This is a genomic window from Pseudonocardia yuanmonensis (assembly GCF_039542425.1).
Lineage (GTDB): Bacteria > Actinomycetota > Actinomycetes > Mycobacteriales > Pseudonocardiaceae > Pseudonocardia > Pseudonocardia yuanmonensis.
The window spans coordinates 1-16,917 of record NZ_BAABIC010000012.1; the positions used below are offsets into that span (position 1 = coordinate 1).

Sequence of the window (16,917 nt, forward strand, 5' to 3'; positions counted from 1 at the left end):
GCGGCCGCGGCACCCCCGGCCACGACCGCGCCCACCCGGCCGGCCGCGTCGCCGGCGCCCCAGCACACCGGTCCGCAGCCCACCGGCCCGCAGCCGTACGGCGGAGGGCCGGGGGGACCCGGCGGTCCGGGCGGCGGCGGAGGTGGCCCCGGTGGCGGGGGCGGCTTCGGCGGCGGCGGTGGTGGCACCGGTGGTGGCGGGGGCGGCTTCGGGGGCGGGACCCCCGGCGGCGGCGCACCCCCGCCCGGCCCGTCGGAGCCCTCGGACGGCGGAGGCGGCGGGCGCAAGGGCCTGATCGTCGCGCTCGTGGTGGTGGTCCTGCTGGCCGCCATCGGCGGCGTGGGCTGGTTCGCCGCGAACCAGTTCGGGCTGCTCGGAGGCAGCTCCGGCACGTCGACATCGGCCGCGGGCGGAGGCGGGTCGAACGAGGAGATCCCGTCGCCTGCCGACCCGACCGAGCCCGACATCGCCACGAGCGTGCCGATCCCGTCGCTGGGCGCCACGATCCCGGTGGGCAAGACCCCCGGCTACATCGCGCTGTCGCCCAACGGCCGGCTGGCCTACATCGCCAACCGCAACGCCGGCGTGGTCACCGTCATGGACACCTCGGTCAACAAGGTCATCGCGACGATCCCGGTCCAGGCCGGCCCGCCGCAGTACCTGGCCTTCGCGCCGGACGGCAAGCGCGTCTACGTCTCGATCTTCAACGACCAGAAGACGATCAACGTCGTCGGCGTGCTCGACACGTCCAGCAACACCATCACCTCGACCATCCCGGTCGGCACCCGGCCGTTCGCCCTCGCCGTCACCCCCGACGGGTCGAAGCTCTACGTGCCCAACCACGACTCCGGCACCGTCAGCGTGATCGACACAGCCAACAGCACACTGGTGCACGACATCAAGGTCGCGCCCAACCCGCACTGGGCGGTCTTCTCGCCCGACGGCTCCAAGGCCTACACGGCCAACCACGAGTCGGGCGTGATCACGATCATCAACACCGCCGACGACTCCGTGCTCGGCGAGGTGCGGGTGCAGGTCAGCCCGCACAGTCTCGAGGTTTCGCCGGACAACTCCGTGGTCGCCAACGTCAACTACGACAGCGACTCGGTCACCGCGATCGACACGAACACCGAGCAGGTGATCGCGACGGTCCCGGTGGGCAAGAAGCCGCAGGACATCGCGTGGGCGGCGGACGGCCGATTCGTCTACGTCACCGCGGTCGAGGGCGACACCCTCACGGTGATCAACGCCGAGACCTGGACGGTCACCGCCACCCTGCCCACCGGCGACGCCCCGACCAGCCTCGCGGTCACGCCGGACGGGAAGAAGGCCTACGTCACCAACCTCAACAGCGGCACCCTCACCGAGATCAACCTGACGGGCTGACCCGGCAGGCGCCGCCCCACCTCCACGGGCACTCCCGGCTCGCGCACTCCCGCGAGTCGGGAGTTCCCGTGCCGCGAGTCGCGCTCTGGGCTCCCGCGAGTCGCGCTCTGGGCTCCCGCGAGTCGCGCTCTGGGCTCCCGCGAGTCGCGGTCTGAGCCCTCGCATCGTCGCGCCCTGCTCTCGCGAGTGGCACTCGAGGTCCGGGGACGCAGGCTCCCGTCGAGTCACGCAAAGCCGGCGAACCGCCTCGCCGGTACCGCCATTCGGGGATTTCCCGGATCCGTGGTACCGACCGAGTTCAGGCCCGCTCCGCCCGGGTACAGGCCCGGCAGTTCTGGTGCGTGGGGGTAACCCCACCCCGGTCGGTGGGTGGGCCCCGGTAGGGAGTGGGGCCGGCATCATCGTCCGGGGCGCGCCCCGGCGGGATGCTTCTTCTCGTTCGACACCGACACCGGGAGGGCCCCGGCGCCAGGACGGAAGGAGAAGCACGATGTCCGCTCAGACCGCTCAGCTCGCTCTCGTCACCGGCACCCCGGCGCTGACCCACCGCGACCGCGCAGTCCTGCGCGCCGTCCAGGCCGGCCGCGTCCGGCTGTCCGGTGGCTCCGCCCTCGTCGTCGACGGGCTGTTCCTGGCCGATCCGTTCGCCGCCCCGCGCCTCGCCGACGCCGGCCTCATCGCCGACGCCGACGGAGCCGTCGCCCTCACCGACTCCGGTCGCGCCCTGCTCGCCGCGTGACGGCCCGCGCGCCCCCGACCGGGTCGGCGCAGACGCTCGCTCCTCCGCTCCCGTGACGGAGCCGGCCGCCTCAGGACCGTGCCTCCCGCCCCTCCGCCGGCTCGTCCCCGGGCTCCGCCGGGCGGTGGGCGGCGAACCGGGCGGCCTGCCACTTCCCGAGCTCGCGGATCCCCAGCGCGGCCAGCGCGGCGAGGACGACCGCGACGCCCACGGTCCACGCCGCGGTCGCGCCCGGCGGTGCCGTGGGCAGTCCTGCCGCGACGTCCCGCGCCGCCTGGTCGTGGTCGTGATGGCCACCCGCCGGGACCGCCGGGAGCGGGGCCCCGTACCGCAGCTCGAGGGCGGTGTGGGCGGGCGCCGGCCGTCCGGGCACGACCAGGTCGGACCACTCGACGACGGCGCCCGACCTGCTCGTCTGCGTCGTCCGGAACCGGACCGGCCCCGCGCCGTCGGGCATCCGCCCCACCCGCAGCACGAGGTCGACGGGCTCGCTCCCGGCCGGCCCGCCGCGCCACTCGAACCCGGTCGCCGTGGTCGTGACCTGCCATCCCGGCGGCGACGACGGCTGCGGGTCGACGAGCGGACGTGCCGTCGGCAGGTCCACGCGCAGCGCGACGACGGGGTCGGCGGGATCGTCGTTGCTCACCCGGAAGGTCACGGCGACGTCCCGCGCGCCGGCCTCCGTGTGGTCCGGCGAGAGGGTGACCTCCGCCGCGGCGGCACCGGCGGTCGTCACCAGTGCGACGAGGCTCAGCGCCAGCAGCAGCCCGCACCGGAGCGGGACGGTGACCCGGCCGCTCCCGCGCATCCCCGTCTCCTCGCGCTCGCTCCCCTCGGAGGCTCGGCCCCGGTCGTCGGGCGTTACCGCGCCTCGCACGTCGGACGACGGTGGGCACTCCGGGCCACCGGGTCGACCTCGCGCGGGTCGACACTTCCCGGTCACCGAACCCCACACCGGCGGAGCCGACGGACATGTGCATCTCGATGACCTGGAACCGCCGACTCGCGATACCGGAAGTGCCTACTCGCGGTGCACCAACTCGGGACTCGCGGGACCCACAGCGCGACTCGCGGGAGCTCAGAGCGCGAATCGCGGGAGCTCAGGGCGCGACTCGCGGAAGCCCAGAGCGCGACTCGCGGGGGCCCGGGGCGCGACTCACGGGGGCGGAACCGCCTACACCGCGCCGAGGACGGGTTCGAAGGCGAGCTCGGCGGCGCCCACGAGCTTGCCGTCCCTGCCCAGCGGGGAGACGACGATGCGGGTGCGGCCCGCGGCGCGGCTGACGAGGCTGCGGCGGTGCAGCTCCTCGCGGATCGTGTCGACGAGTGCGGTGGGGAGGGCGGCGAAGAGGTCGCCGAGCACCACCAGCTCCGGCGCGAGCATGTTCACCGCGGTGACCAGGCCCGTGACCAGCCACTCCCCCACCTCGGCGAGGAGGTCGAGCCGCCCGGGGTGTGCCTCGAGGTCCCGCAGCTCCGCCACCAGCACCCCGCGCGGCGTGTCCTCGGGCAGGCCGAGCGCCCGGCACAGCGCGGGCTCGCCGACCTCGGTCTCCCAGCAGCCCTGCTCGCCGCAGAAGCACGCCCGCCCGCCCGGCCGGACGATCATGTGCCCGATCTCGCCGACGTACCCGCCGGAGCCCCGCAACGGCACCCCCCCGACGATCACCCCGCCGCCCACGCCGACGTCCGCGGACAGGTAGAGCAGGTCGGAGGCGTCCCGGGCCGCGCCGCGGACGTGCTCGGCGAGGGCGCCCAGGTCGCCGTCGTTGCCGACGGTCGTGGGCGAGCCGAGCACCGCGGCGAGCCGGCTGCCCAGGGCGACCTCCCGCCAGCCGAGGTTGGGGGCCTCGTGGACCAGCCCGTCCGCCCGGCGGACGACCCCGGGGACCGAGACGCCCACCCCCTGCTCCCGCACGCCCAGCTCGTCGCGCAGCAGCTGCGCCGACTCCGCGACGTGCGTGATCACCTCGCCGGGCAGCCGGGTGGTGCGGTGCAGGTTCCAACTGTGCCGGCCGAGGATCTGCCCGCCGATCCCGACCATGGCCATCGCGACCTGGTCCACCCGCACGTCCACGGCCAGCACGACCGCCGCGTGCGACTCCGGCAGGACCAGCAGGGAGGGCCGCCCGGCGCCGGTGCGCTGCGCCGGGACGGCCTCCGTGACGACGCCCGACTCCGCCAGCCCGTCGACCACCGCCTTGATCGTGCTGCGGTTGAGCCCGAGCTCGCTCGCCAGCGTCGCCCGCGTGCAGGGCCCCTCGACGTGGAGGCGGCGCAGCAGCGCGGTCCGGTTGTGCCGGCGGGCGTCGTCGGGACGGGTGCCGGAGGTCGGGGCGGTCACCTGCCGGCGGCCGCCGACTTCCGCCGGGACAGGACGTCGACGCCCGCCGCGAGCAGCAGCACCAGGCCGGTGATCACGAACACCACCGCGGCCGGCTGCTTGAGCAGGCCCAGCCCGTTCTCGACGGTCGCCAGCACCGCGCCGCCGATGACGGCGTTGGAGACCCGGCCCCGCCCGCCGAACAGCGACGTCCCGCCGATGACGGCCGCACCGACCGCGAACAGCAGCGTGTTGCCGCCACCGGCCGCGGGCGAGACCGACCCGACCTTCGACGAGTAGACGATCGCGCCGATCGCCGCGAACGCCGAGCTGATCACGAACACCGCCGCCCGGATCCGGACGACGTCGATGCCCGCCCGGCGGGCCGCCTCCCGGTTGCCGCCGACGGCGTAGACGTGCCGGCCGAACCGCGTGCGGTCGAGCACGTAGGTCCCCAGAACCAGGAGGACCAGGACGATCGGCACGACATAAGGGATACCGGAGATGGCGATGACGCCCGGCGACCGGTCCCGGGTGAGCAGGAAGGTCGCCAGCGCCCCGAGGACGACGACGGCGCCCACCTTGATCAGCACCAGGCCCGTCGGCTTCGCCACCAGGCCCTTGTGCAGCCGGTTGCGCTGCTGCAGGAGCATGACCGCCGCGTAGCCACCGGCCGCCACCACGAACAGCACCCACGAGCCGAGCGTCGAGAGGTTGCCGTTGGCCACGGCGTTGATCACCGGGTCGCGCAGGCCGAGGGTGCCGCCGTCGCCGATCAGCTGCAGGATCACGCCCTGCCAGGTGATGAACAGGGCGAGCGTGACGACGAAGCTCGGCATCCCGACGCGGGCGACGAGGAAGCCGGTCAGGCACCCGACGACCACGCCGACGCCCACGGCCAGCAGCATCTCGATCCACGGGTTGGCCGGGACGCCGATCAGCAGGATCACCGCCGTCAGCACGCTCACCACGGCCCCGGCCCACACCCGTACCCAGATCGCCAGCGCCGCTGCGACGAGCATGGCGACGATGAGCACGGCGAAGACGAAGCCGCCCATCGCGCCGAGCATGTTCCCGCCGCTCACGAGGTGCAGCGCCATGAGCGCCGCCGCGAGGCCGGACGCCGTGCCCGCGGCGAGGTCGATCTCGCCGGTGAGCAGCACGAACACCAGGCCCATCGCGATGATGGTCCGGCCGGCACCCTGCTGGAGGAGGTTCGCGAGGTTCAGCAGGCTGGGGAAGGTGCCGCCGGAGTCGAGGATCGTGAACAGCACGAACAGCGCGGCGAGGCCGAGCAGCGCCGGCAGCGAGCCGAGCTCGCCGTTGCGCAGGCCCTGCAGGTACGCGCGGATCGCCTCGCCCGTGGTGCGGGCGGTGGTGTCGATGCCGAAGTCGGCGGCCCGGTTGCCGGGGTTCGCCCGCTCGGCCGCGGACTTCGGTGCTGCGGGTTTCTGGGGTGCGGTCACGCTCCCACGACCCCTTCCGGTCGGGCCAGCCCGAGATCCCCGGACCGGCCTGCGGTGATGAGCTCGACGACCTGCCCGTGCGTGACGTCGCGCGTGGGCACCTCGGCCACCATGCGGCCGAGGTAGAGGGTGGCGATACGGTCGGCGACCTCGAAGACGTCGGCCATGTTGTGGCTGATGAGGACGACCCCGATGCCCTGCTCGGCGAGCCGGCGGACGAGGTCGAGCACCTGCCGGGTCTGCGCGACGCCGAGCGCGGCGGTCGGCTCGTCGAGCAGGACGACCCGGGAGTCCCAGAGGACGGCCTTGGCGATCGCGACGGTCTGCCGCTGACCACCGGAGAGCGACGCCACGGGGGTCCGGACGCTGGTGACGGTGCGGACCGACAGCGAGGCGAGGGTGCGCCGCGCCGCCTGCTCCATGTCCGCCTCGTCGAGGATCCACGGCTTCCCGCGCTCGCGGCCGAGGAACATGTTCTGGACGATGTCGAGGTTGTCGGCGAGCGCGAGGTCCTGGTAGACGACCTCGATGCCGAGCTTCGACGCGTCGGACGGGCCGTGCAGCGCGACGGGTTCGCCGTCGAAGAGGATCTCGCCGCCGTCGATCGGGTGGATCCCGGCGACGCACTTGACCAACGTCGACTTGCCGGCACCGTTGTCGCCGACGAGCGCGGTCACCTCGCCGGCGCGCACCGTCAGGTCGACGTCGTGGAGCACCTGCACCGCGCCGAAGCTCTTCGACACGGACCGCAGCTGCAGGATGGGTTCGGACATGCGGACCTCCATGAGGGGGCGCGCGGCCGGGAGGGGTCTCGGCCGCGCGCCCGGCTCCGGGTTACTTGATGCCGGCGGCGTCGCAGGCGGCCTGCGTGGCGGGCACGCAGATCTCGCTCGCCTTGATGTAGCCGGCGTCGACGACGGTCTTGACGTTGTCCTTGGTGATCAGCTGCGGGGTGAGCAGCACGGACTTCACCTCGCGGTTGCCCTTCGGGTCGTTCACCGTCTGGGTCGCCGTCCGGTCCGCGGTGGCGGTGTCGCCCTTGGCGAGGGCCGCGGCGAGCTTGGCGGTCGCGTCGGCCTCCTCCTGGATCGGCTTGAACACCGTCATGTACTGGTCGCCGCGCAGGATGGCCTGCAGGCCGTCCGCCGTGGCGTCCTGGCCGGTCACGGCCACCTTGCCGTTGAGCCCGTACTTGGTCAGCACGGTCACCACGGCGCCGGCGAGGCCGTCGTTGGCGGCGACGACGCCGTCGACCTGGCCGCCGTTGCCGGTCAGCAGCTGCTCGAAGGTGGTGCCGCCGACCTGGTTGTCCCACTTGTCGATGGCCTGGTTCGCCACGAGCTTGAGCTGCCCGGAGTCGTACATCGGCTTCAGCACGGACTGCTGGCCGTTGTAGAAGAGGGTCGCGTTGTTGTCCGTGGGCGCGCCCTCGATCTGGATCACCTGGGCGCCCTGCTTGCCCTGCAGCGCCTGCGCGAGGCCCTGGCCCTGCAGCGCGCCGACCTTCTCGTTGTCGAACGAGACGTAGTAGTCGCTGGTCCCGCCCAGGTTGAGCCGGTCGTAGTCGATGACCGGGATGCCCTGCGCCTTGGCCTTGGCCGCGACCGCCGACCCGCCGTCCGAGCTGATCGACGCGATGACCAGGACCTTCACACCGCTGGAGATCATGCCGTCGGCGAGGGTCGAGAACTTCTGCTCGTCGCCCTGCGCGTTCTGGATGTCCGGGTCGAGACCCGCGGCCCGCATGGCCTTGTCGATCATGGGCTTGTCGAAGCCCTCCCACCGGGCCGAGCTGTCGGTCTCCGGGAGGATGACGCCGACCTTGACGCCCCCGCTCGACGGCGCCGCCGAGGGCGCGGTCCCGCCCGACGAGCCGCCGGAGCTGTTCGCCCCGCACGCGGTGAGGGTGAGGACCAGCCCCAGTCCCAGCGCCGCGATCATCTTCGGCGCACCACGCAGCGCCGACCTGCCTACCCGCATCCGCCCTCCACCTCACTGTGGACCCGGTGCCCAGGGCTCCGGGTGAATGTTGTGGGCGACAACGTATGCGGTGGATCGCTGTGATGCAAAGCATGCTGTATCGGTCAAGGTTCCGGCGGAGCGTCACGATTCGGTCTCACCGAGACCCATTTGTTGCCGCGGCGCCGATTCTCATCGCGGAGCGTCACCACTCGGCTTCACGCCGTGAGACCGTCCGGGAACTGCTCCCGGCCTCCCTCCGGCAGAGGAACACGGAGCCGCCCGCGGTCACGGGTTCAGGACGATCGAACCGTCCCGGACACTGATCGGGCGTGGGGTCAGCGCGCGTTTCGCCGGGCCGCTCACCACCGTTCCGTCGGTGATCGCGAACCGACCCCCGTGGCACGGACATCCGATGGTGGCGTCGGAAACGGTGGTGAGCATGCATCCGTCATGGGTGCAGATCGCGTCGAACGCCCTCAGGTCTCCGACGGTGGGCTGCGTGACGACGACCAGGTCCTCGGGGAACACCCTCCCACCACCGACGGGGATGTCCGAGGTCGTGGCGAGCGCGGGCGGCGTACCACCGGCAGCGGTGGGGGGTGCGGGACCCGGGACCGGGCTGGCCGCCGGGCCGGGGTCGGACCCCCGCGATCCCCCGCAGGCCGGGACGACCGCCGCGCCTACGGCGCCGCAGAGCCCCGTCACGAGCGCCCGCCGTGTCGCGTCGGGCGGGATGTCGCTGCTCATCAGCACGCTCCCCGATCGCGGGACAGGAGAGGGTCGTCGACGGGCCGCTCCCCGGGGCAGCCGGCCCTCGAGGGAGTGTCCTGTAAGTCGGTGCATAGCCACAACACTGTGGCGGCGACGAACGATCTCGGCACGGAAGTAGGCGGCGCGTTTGGGGCAGCGGTGGCGAGGATCGCGGAACTGCTTGCGTGCCGGTTCGCGGTCGACCGGGCGCGGGCGGCGGTGTCGTCGGGGCACCCTTGCCCGTGCTTGCGATGGCGATGTGCGATGGCGATGTGCCGGGGCCCGCGGACGCCTGTGGTGCGCCCTTCCCGTCGCAGCTCCGCTGCGCCGACCGGGCGCGCACCGGCGGGGCGAACCGTCCTCCCGAACGGCCGCAGCGGACCGCGCCTCGACCCTGACCGAGCGGCGTGCTCCGTCCGGGACGGGTCACGCTCCGTGTCGCCCCGGGCGGCGGCACCGCAGGCACCGACACGATCGACGGGGCGCGAGAACCGCCGCACCGGATCGGGTGGCCTTCACCCGGCCGCCGCCCGGCCGGTCACCTGGCGTGACCGACTACGGATGTCACTCCCCGTGACGAGGAGGGGCCTCCCGGGGTGCCGGGACGACCTCCGGGGCGGCGTCGCCGTCCCTCGAGCGGAGCGCCACCGCGCCGATCACGGCGGCGATCCCGACCGCCTCGGCCGGCCCGGGCAGCTGCCCCAGGGCCAGGAAGCCGATCACCGTCGCGGTCGCCGGGAGCAGCGCCAGGAGCACCGCGAAGCGGCCCTGCCCGACCCGCCGCAGCACCACCTGGTCCAGGCCGTAGGGGATCACGCTGGACAGCACGCCCACCCCGACCGCGAGCAGCAGCACGACCGGGTCGGCGAGCGGCGCGAGGCCCGCGGCGCCGCCGAGAACCAGCACCGGGGAGCACAGGACCGCCGCCACGGTGAAGCCGACGGCCATGTCGTCGACCCCGTTCCCGGCCGTCGCGACCCGCTTGCCGAGGAGGATGTAGGCGGCCCACATGACCGCCGCGGCGAGCGCCCACAGCACCCCCGAGGGGCTGCCCGACCAGCGCACATCCGCGATGAGGGCCACTCCCCCGGCGGCCAGCACGACGGCCCCGACGTCCCGCGGCCGGCGCGAGAGCGCCGCCGCCACGGCGACCGGCCCGCAGAACTCCAGGGCGACCGCCGTGCCCAGGGGCAGCCGCGCGATCGCCTCGTAGAACGCCGCGTTCATGAGCGCCGTGGCCAGCCCGAACGGGACCGACCGGCGCAGCCGCGCGGCCCGCCACGCCGCCCGCGCGGGCCGCCGCCAGGCGAGCAGCACCAGGCCCGCACCCAAGATCCGTAACACCGCGACCGCCGCGGGCGACAACCGGTCGAACAGACCGACCGCGAGGGCCGCCCCGACGTACATCGAGGCGCCCCCGACGACGAAGAGCACGGGCGCCGGGACCCGGCGGATCATGCTCGGCGCCATGCCTGCGCCACCGACTGCGGTCCGTAGTCGCGTGGACCGGAGTGTTTACACGCCACACCTTGCGGTGTCACACCCTGCACCGCATCATTCACTCGTAGTCAACTGAATCCGTGTTCGTCATCGGACCGCCACCGCTCCGACGGTCGCTCGACCCCGAAAGGTCGATCTGTGATTGTCGTCGCGACACGGGACGGGAACACATGCAGGGGTAAATGACGTCTGCAAGAGTGGGCGCACCGCGCGAGCGGTCGTCACAGCAAGCGACACCGGGGGAACCCGGAGTCGAGACGGAGGGAGACCGCTATGCAGCCTGGAACCCTGACCCGGCCCGAGTTGACCCTCGCCGACCGCTGTGACCGCTGCGGAGCGGCCGCAAAGGTTCGTGCCGTCCTGCCGTCCGGTGGCGAGCTCCTGTTCTGCGGACACCACGCGCGTGCGCACGCCGACAAGCTGCGTGAGCTCGAGGTGGACGTGCAACAGGGTGCTGAGTAGGCACGAGTGATGGGCGATCGGCGACTCCCCTCGCCGGTCATGTGAGCGTCGTCGGGAGGGCCGGCACCCGCGGGTGCCGGCCCTCTCGTGTGTCCGGGTGACGCCGGTCACCGCTCTGTCACCGCCACGACCGGATCGTGGCGATGCGCTCCTCGAGCTGCTCGATGGTGGCCATGGCGGTGGGCGGGCCCCCGCAGTGCCGCCGCAGCTCGTTGTGGATCACGCCGTGCGGCTTCTTCGTGCGGTGGTTGTGCAGCGCGACCAGCGTGTTCAGCTCCTTGCGCAGCTTCTGGATGCGCTCGCGCACGGACATCTCGCGGGGCGGTTCCGGCGCCGGCGGCGGGACGGCGCGGGCCGCGGCGCCCGTGCGCGGCGACCCTCTGTCCACCCACTCCTGCTGGCGCTGCTGCAGCAGCGTGCGCACCTGGTCGGCGTCGAGGAGCCCGGGCAGCCCGATGTACTCCTCCTCGTCCGCGCTGAACGAGGCGCCGTCGAAGATCAGCTGGTCCAGCTCGGCGTCGGCGTGCAGGGCGGTGAAGGACTTCTCGTCCTCCCCCGGCTCGTCCTGCTGCCGGTTGGCGAGGGCGAGCTCCTCGTCGTTCCACTCCTCCTTGGGCCGGTGCGGTTTGCCCAGGACGTGGTCGCGCTGCGCCTCCAGCTCGCTCGCCAGGCCCAGCAGCACCGGGACGGACGGCACGAACACCGACGCCGTCTCCCCCGGCCGCCGTGACCGCACGAACCGGCCGATGGCCTGCGCGAAGTACAGCGGGGTCGACGCCGAGGTGGCGTAGACGCCCACCGCGAGCCGCGGCACGTCGACGCCCTCGGACACCATCCGGACGGCGACCATCCACCGCTCGTCGGACCGGGAGAAGGACTCGATCCGTTCCGACGAGCCCGCCTCGTCCGAGAGGATCAGCGCCGGAGCGGTCCCCGTGACCTGCTGCAGCAGGGCCGCGTAGGCCCGCGCCGCGGTCTGGTCGGTGGCGATGACGAGGCCGCCGGCGTCGGCCATCCCGCTGTTGCGGTGCGCGTCGAGCCGCTTGTCCGCAGCGGCGAGCACCGCGGGCATCCACTCGCCGCCGGGGTCCAGCGCGGTGCGCCAGGCCATCGCGGTCTGCTCCTTGGTGAGCGGCTCGCCGAGCCGGGCGGTGATCTCCTCGCCCGCACTCGTCCGCCAGCTCGACGTCCCGGAGTAGGCCAGGAACACCACCGGCCGCACGACGTTGTCGGACAGCGCGTCCGCGTAGCCGTAGGAGTGGTCGGCGCGGCTGCGCAGCGCACCCTCCGCGTCCCGGACGTACTCCACGAACGGGATCGGGTTGTCGTCGGACCGGAAGGGCGTGCCCGTCAGCGCCAGACGCCGCTCGGCGGGCTCGAAGGCCAGCTGGACACCCTCGCCCCAGGACTTCGCGTCGCCGGCGTGGTGGATCTCGTCGAGGATCACCAGCGTGCGCCGGTTCTCCGTGCGCGCCCGGTGGGTGTTCGGGTGCACCGCCACGCCGGCGTAGGTGATCGCGATGCCGTGGTAGTCCCGGGAGGTGCCCGTCGACGCCCGGAACTCGGGGTCCAGCGCGATCCCGACCGCGGCCGCGGACTGCGCCCACTGGTACTTGAGGTGCTCGGTCGGCGTGACGACCGTGACCGCCTCGATCGTCCGGTCCGCCAGCAGCTCGCTCGCCACCCGCAGCGCGAAGGCCGTCTTGCCCGCGCCCGGCGTCGCGACCGTCAGGAAGTCCCGGGGCCCGGCGGCCAGGTACCGGGCGAGCGCCGACCGCTGCCAGGCACGCAGCGGCCGCGAGCCCGGAGCCGACACCGAGGAGAGTCCCTGAATCGGTACGGATTCCGTCTGCGACACACGTCTCCCTGTCCTGCCGACCTGCCCCCGGTGGGGGGTGCTGGGCCCGACGATCAGGGTATCCGGCGGTCACCGCGCGGGACGCCGTGCCCCGACGCGGGCGCGAACGCGCACGTCACACGCGTCGGGGTGGCCCGGGCGAGCCCGTGAGGGGTACACCTGCGGGCACGCCGGGCCGGCTGGGAGGATCGGGCCGGCGGACGGACGAGCGGGACGAACCGGGCGGAAGGGGCTCACGGATGACCCGGGCGGGACGGGACGGGCGGTCGACGCGACGGGCGGCGGCCCGCCGGGCGACGGCGGCCGGGTGCGGGCGATGAGCCGGCCCGAGGCCGACGACGCCGCCCTGCCGCTCGACGCCCTGATCACCGAGGCCGCCCGCGGACCGCTGGCCCGGCTCCTGCCCGTCGCCCCCGCCGCGCGGCTCGCCGCCGCCGCGCTGCGGTCCCCCGCCGCCACGGCCGGCCGGGCCGTGGGCCTGCTGGCCGAGCTCGACCGCATCGGGCTGGGCGCGCGCCCGGCCGCCGGCCGCGCCGAGGATCCCCGGCACGCCGACCCGGCCTGGGCGGACGACCCGGTCCTGTCCCGCCTGCTGCAGGCGCACCGCGCCGCCCGGGACTCCGCGCTGGAGCTGGTCGAGGACCTCGCCGCCGACGCGGACGACGCCGACCGGCTGCGGGTCGCCGTCGCCCGGCTCGCCGACCTCCTCGCCCCCGGCACGAACCCGCTGCTGCACCCCCGCGGCCTGCGCGAGGCGCTGCGCTCCGGCGGCGCGAGCGCCGTCCGCACCGTGCGGGCCCTGGGCGCGGACCTCACGTCGCCCCCGCGCCTGCCCGACGGCCGGGCCCGGCTCGAGCCCGGTGTCGAGACCGCGACCGCACCCGGCGCCGTCGTGCTGCGCGCGCCGCTGTTCGAGCTGATCCACTACCTGCCGGCCACCGAGCAGGTCGCCGAGGTGCCGGTGCTGGTGGTGCCGGGCGTGGTCAACCGCGTCCACCTCGTCGACCTCGCACCGGACCGCAGCCTGGTCCGCCGGCTCGTCGAGGCCGGCCAGCAGGTGTTCGCGCTGTCCTGGAGCAACCCCGGCCCCGCGGACGCCGGACGGGGGCTCGACGCCTACGCCGCGGCCGTCGTCGAGGCGCTGGGGGCGTGCGAGCGGATCTGCCGGGTGGACCGCACAACGCTGTTGGGCGTCTCCACCGGGGGCCTGCTCGCCGCGGCGGTCACCGCGCGGCTGGAGCGACAGGAGCGGGTCGCCGCGCTCGTGCTGGCGGGCACCACGCTGGACCGCGAGCGCTCGCGCACCGGCCCCGCCGCCGCACCGGTCGACGACGCCGAGGTCCGTGCCGCCGTCACCGCCGTCGGCCGGGCCGGCCTGCTCGACGGTCGCCGGCTCGCCGAGATCCACGCCCTGCTCTGCCCGGAGGCGCTGGTCTGGCCGGCCTGGGAGCGGCGCTACCTCGGCACCGGGCGGACCCGGCCCGATCCGCTGCGCGCCTGGAACCTCGATGCCCTGCACGTGCCGGCCGCGCTGTTCCGCGACCTCGCCGAGCTGGCGCTCTCCGGCGCGCTGACCCGGCCCCGGTCCGCGCGGGTCCTCGGACGCCCGGTCGACCTCTCGGCGGTGGACCGGGACGTCTACCTGCTCTCCGGGGTCGCCGACCGGGTCGGCAGCTGGCAGGCCGTCTACCGGACCTCACAGGTGCTGGGCGGGAAGTGCCGGTTCGTGCTCGTGCCGGGGAGCACCGCGGCCGCCGTCGGGTACGGGACGAGCGTGCACCGGGTCGCCGCGGGGGCGGTGTCCGCGGGCAACCCGGCCGACGCGGAGCGGTGGCGGGCGGCCTCGCACGTCGAGCAGGGATCGTGGTGGGAGGACTTCGTGGCCTGGCTGGGCGAGCGGTCCGGGACCGTCGTCGACGCGCCGCCGGAGCTGGGCGGACGCGGGCTGCACCCGATCCACCCGGCGCCGGGCACCTACCTCGGGAACCCCTCCTAGGGAACCACGGTCACGGGCCGGCGCCCGGTCCGCACCACCCGCACGGCGACCGAGCCGAAGAGCTTGTGCCCCGCCTGCACGCTGGCCCCGACCAGGAGACGCCGTACTCGAACCCGTTGTCGCTCATCGCCGGCCGCTCTCGTGCCGCAGCGCCTCCTCGGCGAGGATCGCCTCCTCCTCGACCGCCGGCACGCGGGTCACGGCGTCCCCGGCGTCCTCGGCCGCGGCCTCCTCGTCGGCCTGTTACAGGGCACCGTGCTCAGCAGCAGCGCCCCGGCGAGGACGACGACCGCGGCGATCCAGAACGGGACGTGCACGGTGAGGCCCTCGGCCAGCAGCCCCGCGACGAAGGGGGCGAGCCCGCCGCCGATGAACCGGACGAAGCCGTAGGTGGCGCTGGCGACGGTGCGCGCCACCGGCGAGATGCTCATGGCCGCGGTCGTGACCAGCGTGTTGTTCAGCCCGACGAAGGCGCCGGAGAGGATCACCGCGACGATCACGGTGGGTACGGAGCCGGCGAAGGTGCCGATCACCGCCAGGATCACGGCGATGCGGATCAGGCTGCCGTAGAGCGCGTGCGGGCGGTGCCGAAGCGGCCCTTGAGCCAGGTGGCGCCGAGGACGGCGAAGATCGCGACGAGCACGCCCCACGCGAAGAACACGGCCCCGAGCCGCAGCGCGGAGAGGTTCATCAGGAAGGGCGCGTAGCCGAGCAGGGTGAAGAAAACCCAGTTGTAGAGGAGGCCGACCAGGCTCGTGGTGCGCAGGCTGCGGTGGCGCAGCGCCGTGAGCGGCTCGGAGAGCCTGGACGGCTCGGCGGGCGTCGGGGTCCTGTCGACGAACACCAGGGTCGCGACCAGCGCGATCAGCATCAGCGCGGAGACCCCGAAGAACGGTCCGGGCCACGAGATGATGGTGCCCAGCAGGCCGCCGAGCAGCGGCCCGGAGGCGATGCCGACGCCCAGCGCGGTCTCGTAGAGCACGATCGCGCCGCCGAACCCGCCGCTGGCCGAGCCGACGATCACGGCGAGGCTGGTCGCGATGAACAGGGCGTTGCCGAGGCCCCAGCCGACCCGGAAGCCGACGATCCCGCCGATGCGCCCGGCCAGCGCGGCCGCCACGGCGAAGACGGCGATCAGCGCCAGCCCGATCACCAGGGTGCGCTTGGCGCCGATCCGGCTCGACATCCAGCCGGTGACCAGCATGGCCACCGCGGTGACCACGAGGTAGCTGGTGAAGAGCAGCTCGACCTGGGTGTGGCCGGCGTGCAGCTGGGTCGCGAGCGCGGGCAGGATCGGGTCGACGAGGCCGATGCCCATGAACGAGGTGACGCACGCGAAGGCGACGGCCCGGACCGCCTTGGTCGCCGGAACGGACTTGCGGACGTGCCGTGCGAACTCGCGACGGCTCCCCCTCGGTACGGGTCTCGCGGGTGGTCGGGGTGCCGGCGGCCTCGGCGCCCGGCCCGGTGGGGCCGGCGGGGGTCGTCGGGATCGGGGTGTCGGTCAGGGCGGCCGGCGCGCGCGTCGCGCCGAGCAGCGCGCGCCGGTCGTCGGCGGACAGGGTGGTGATCCGGTCGGCGAGGAACTCCGTGCGCCGGGCGTGCCGGCCCGCGATGTAGGCGCTGCCGGTGGCCGTGGCGGAGACGAGCGTGGCGCGGCCGTGCGACGGGTCGGGCCCGCGCTCGACCAGCCCGGCCGCCTCGAGCCGGCCGACGATGCCGGTCATCCCGGGCTGGGAGGTCCGCACGCAACTTCAAGTCGTCGATGCGGTGTGATCGTGACCCGGATCCCGGAGCGGTCGAACACCTGTTCTACGGTCACCCTGGACGTTCCGCCCAGCAGGAGAGGGAGCACGTGACCGCCGAGACCGACACGACCTCGACCGACACCGCGCCCACCGGGGGATCCGCCGGATCCGCGGCCGCCGCACCGGACTCCGCGCCGGACTCGGCGCCTGACTCCGCGCCTGACTCCGCGCCGGTCTCCGCAACCCCAGCCGCTCCGGCGGCTCCGGCGACGACCTCCGGGACGACCGGCGGCGAGGCGGCCTCCGTCCCGGCCGAGCCGGAGAAGCGCAAGCGGGGCCGACCGAAGGGCTCGACGGCCCGCACGACCCGGGTGGTCGAGCTGACCCTCACGGTGAGCGGCACGGCCGACGGCGACTGGCAGGCCGAGCTCAAGCGCGGCACCACGTGGCTCGCCCGGGCGCTGCCGGTGTCCGCGGGCGCGGTGCAGAAGGCCGCCGCCGAGCTGCACGCGGAGATCGCCGAGCCGATCGAGCAGGTCATCGGGGAGGCGCGGGCCGCCCGCGAGGCGAAGGTCGCCGAGCTCGAGGCCCAGCTGGAGCAGGCGAAGAAGGCGCTCGCCGAGCTGGACTGAGCCTTCCGGAGGGGCTCCGACCGACGGGCTCACGGGCCGGTCCGTACCCGCTCGGCGTCGGTCCGCGCCGTGCTGTGGACGGACCGCGGACACGC

At 74.3% G+C, this 16,917-nt stretch carries 15 protein-coding genes; 5 read left to right on the forward strand and 10 right to left on the reverse strand.

From position 1 onward, the window contains the following. Positions 1 to 1,386, forward strand: a 1,386-nt coding sequence (locus tag ABD990_RS18260; RefSeq protein WP_345381771.1) for a YncE family protein, incomplete at its 5' end; no start/stop codon positions are given. 490 nt (positions 1,387 to 1,876) lie between these two features. Beyond that, on the forward strand, positions 1,877 to 2,125 hold the full coding sequence (locus ABD990_RS18265; RefSeq protein ID WP_345381773.1) for a hypothetical protein: 249 nt from the start codon (positions 1,877 to 1,879) through the stop codon (positions 2,123 to 2,125). Positions 2,126 to 2,195: 70 nt separating this feature from the next. Here the strand turns inward: ABD990_RS18265 and ABD990_RS18270 are convergent, their stop codons facing one another. The 7 genes from ABD990_RS18270 to ABD990_RS18300 all read right to left on the reverse strand — a co-directional run bounded on the left by ABD990_RS18270 (position 2,196) and on the right by ABD990_RS18300 (position 10,096). Then, complete coding sequence (locus tag ABD990_RS18270) at positions 2,196 to 2,933, reverse strand: DUF1775 domain-containing protein (RefSeq protein ID WP_345381774.1); 738 nt, start codon at positions 2,931 to 2,933, stop codon at positions 2,196 to 2,198. 366 nt (positions 2,934 to 3,299) lie between these two features. After that, positions 3,300 to 4,469, reverse strand: coding sequence for an ROK family protein (locus tag ABD990_RS18275; RefSeq protein ID WP_345381775.1), 1,170 nt, complete (start codon positions 4,467 to 4,469; stop codon positions 3,300 to 3,302). Next, positions 4,466 to 5,914: a sugar ABC transporter permease gene (locus ABD990_RS18280; protein WP_425569622.1), complete on the reverse strand. Its 1,449-nt coding sequence runs from the start codon at positions 5,912 to 5,914 to the stop codon at positions 4,466 to 4,468. Before ABD990_RS18280 ends, ABD990_RS18275 begins: the two co-directional genes overlap by 4 nt. Next, positions 5,911 to 6,687, reverse strand: coding sequence for an ATP-binding cassette domain-containing protein (locus tag ABD990_RS18285; RefSeq protein ID WP_345381776.1), 777 nt, complete (start codon positions 6,685 to 6,687; stop codon positions 5,911 to 5,913). Before ABD990_RS18285 ends, ABD990_RS18280 begins: the two co-directional genes overlap by 4 nt. 61 nt (positions 6,688 to 6,748) lie before the next feature. Continuing rightward, on the reverse strand, positions 6,749 to 7,894 hold the full coding sequence (locus ABD990_RS18290) for a sugar ABC transporter substrate-binding protein (protein ID WP_345381777.1): 1,146 nt from the start codon (positions 7,892 to 7,894) through the stop codon (positions 6,749 to 6,751). A 267-nt stretch (positions 7,895 to 8,161) separates the two neighbouring features. Then, positions 8,162 to 8,404, reverse strand: coding sequence for a Rieske (2Fe-2S) protein (locus ABD990_RS18295; RefSeq protein ID WP_345381778.1), 243 nt, complete (start codon positions 8,402 to 8,404; stop codon positions 8,162 to 8,164). 786 nt (positions 8,405 to 9,190) lie between these two features. Further along, positions 9,191 to 10,096, reverse strand: a complete 906-nt coding sequence (locus ABD990_RS18300; RefSeq protein WP_345381779.1) for an EamA family transporter — start codon at positions 10,094 to 10,096, stop codon at positions 9,191 to 9,193. A gap of 303 nt (positions 10,097 to 10,399) precedes the next feature. Between ABD990_RS18300 and ABD990_RS18305 the strand changes: the two genes are divergently transcribed. Continuing rightward, positions 10,400 to 10,588 carry a DUF7455 domain-containing protein gene (locus ABD990_RS18305; protein ID WP_037050289.1) on the forward strand — a complete coding sequence of 63 codons (189 nt, stop codon included), beginning with the start codon at positions 10,400 to 10,402 and terminating at the stop codon, positions 10,586 to 10,588. Between the two features lie 118 nt (positions 10,589 to 10,706). Here the strand turns inward: ABD990_RS18305 and ABD990_RS18310 are convergent, their stop codons facing one another. Next, positions 10,707 to 12,446 (reverse strand): DEAD/DEAH box helicase, encoded by a 1,740-nt coding sequence (locus ABD990_RS18310; protein ID WP_425569623.1) that lies wholly within the window; start codon positions 12,444 to 12,446, stop codon positions 10,707 to 10,709. A gap of 316 nt (positions 12,447 to 12,762) precedes the next feature. Between ABD990_RS18310 and ABD990_RS18315 the strand changes: the two genes are divergently transcribed. Then, entirely contained in the window at positions 12,763 to 14,442 is a 1,680-nt protein-coding gene (locus ABD990_RS18315; protein WP_345381782.1) for an alpha/beta fold hydrolase, read from the forward strand. Between the two features lie 197 nt (positions 14,443 to 14,639). On the opposite strand, the gene ABD990_RS18320 is transcribed toward ABD990_RS18315, so the two are convergent. Beyond that, on the reverse strand, positions 14,640 to 14,987 hold the full coding sequence (locus tag ABD990_RS18320) for an MFS transporter (protein ID WP_345381783.1): 348 nt from the start codon (positions 14,985 to 14,987) through the stop codon (positions 14,640 to 14,642). A gap of 11 nt (positions 14,988 to 14,998) precedes the next feature. Continuing rightward, positions 14,999 to 15,760, reverse strand: coding sequence for an MFS transporter (locus ABD990_RS18325; protein ID WP_345381784.1), 762 nt, complete (start codon positions 15,758 to 15,760; stop codon positions 14,999 to 15,001). A 537-nt stretch (positions 15,761 to 16,297) separates the two neighbouring features. Between ABD990_RS18325 and ABD990_RS18330 the strand changes: the two genes are divergently transcribed. Further along, entirely contained in the window at positions 16,298 to 16,822 is a 525-nt protein-coding gene (locus ABD990_RS18330; protein ID WP_345381785.1) for a DUF6319 family protein, read from the forward strand. Positions 16,823 to 16,917 lie beyond the last annotated feature (95 nt).